Raw genomic sequence first — 318 nt, 5'->3', positions numbered from 1 at the left:
CGACCATTCTTCCACAACACCAGCGTATTCTGCAGGAATGTCACTACTTGTAAATTCATAGAAGAATTTCTCCCCTAATTTGATTGTAGCGCCATTTTGACTTTGTTTGTCACCGACTTTAATAACCACGTCTTTTTTAGGGTTCACTTTTGGAATATGGTTGACAACGGTATTGGTTTTAATTCGTTGGCCAAATGTATTTTGTTCCGCTGAATTATAAACATCCCCAGAAACATTGGCTTTGACTTTTGTAGGGAGCGTTACACGCAATTCTTGCCCACCATACGCTAGAATAAAGGCTTGTGGGTCTTTGGCAGA

General features: G+C 40.3%; 1 protein-coding gene. It reads right to left on the bottom strand.

The genetic code is table 11. The features are described from left to right. Window positions 1-318, bottom strand: a 318-nt coding sequence (locus HMPREF2810_RS12555; RefSeq protein ID WP_141750874.1) for an SspB-related isopeptide-forming adhesin, incomplete at both ends; no start/stop codon positions are given.

The organism is Enterococcus sp. HMSC078F03, assembly GCF_001811595.1.
Lineage (GTDB): Bacteria > Bacillota > Bacilli > Lactobacillales > Enterococcaceae > Enterococcus > Enterococcus faecalis.
This window is presented reverse-complemented; position numbering and strand designations above follow the sequence as displayed.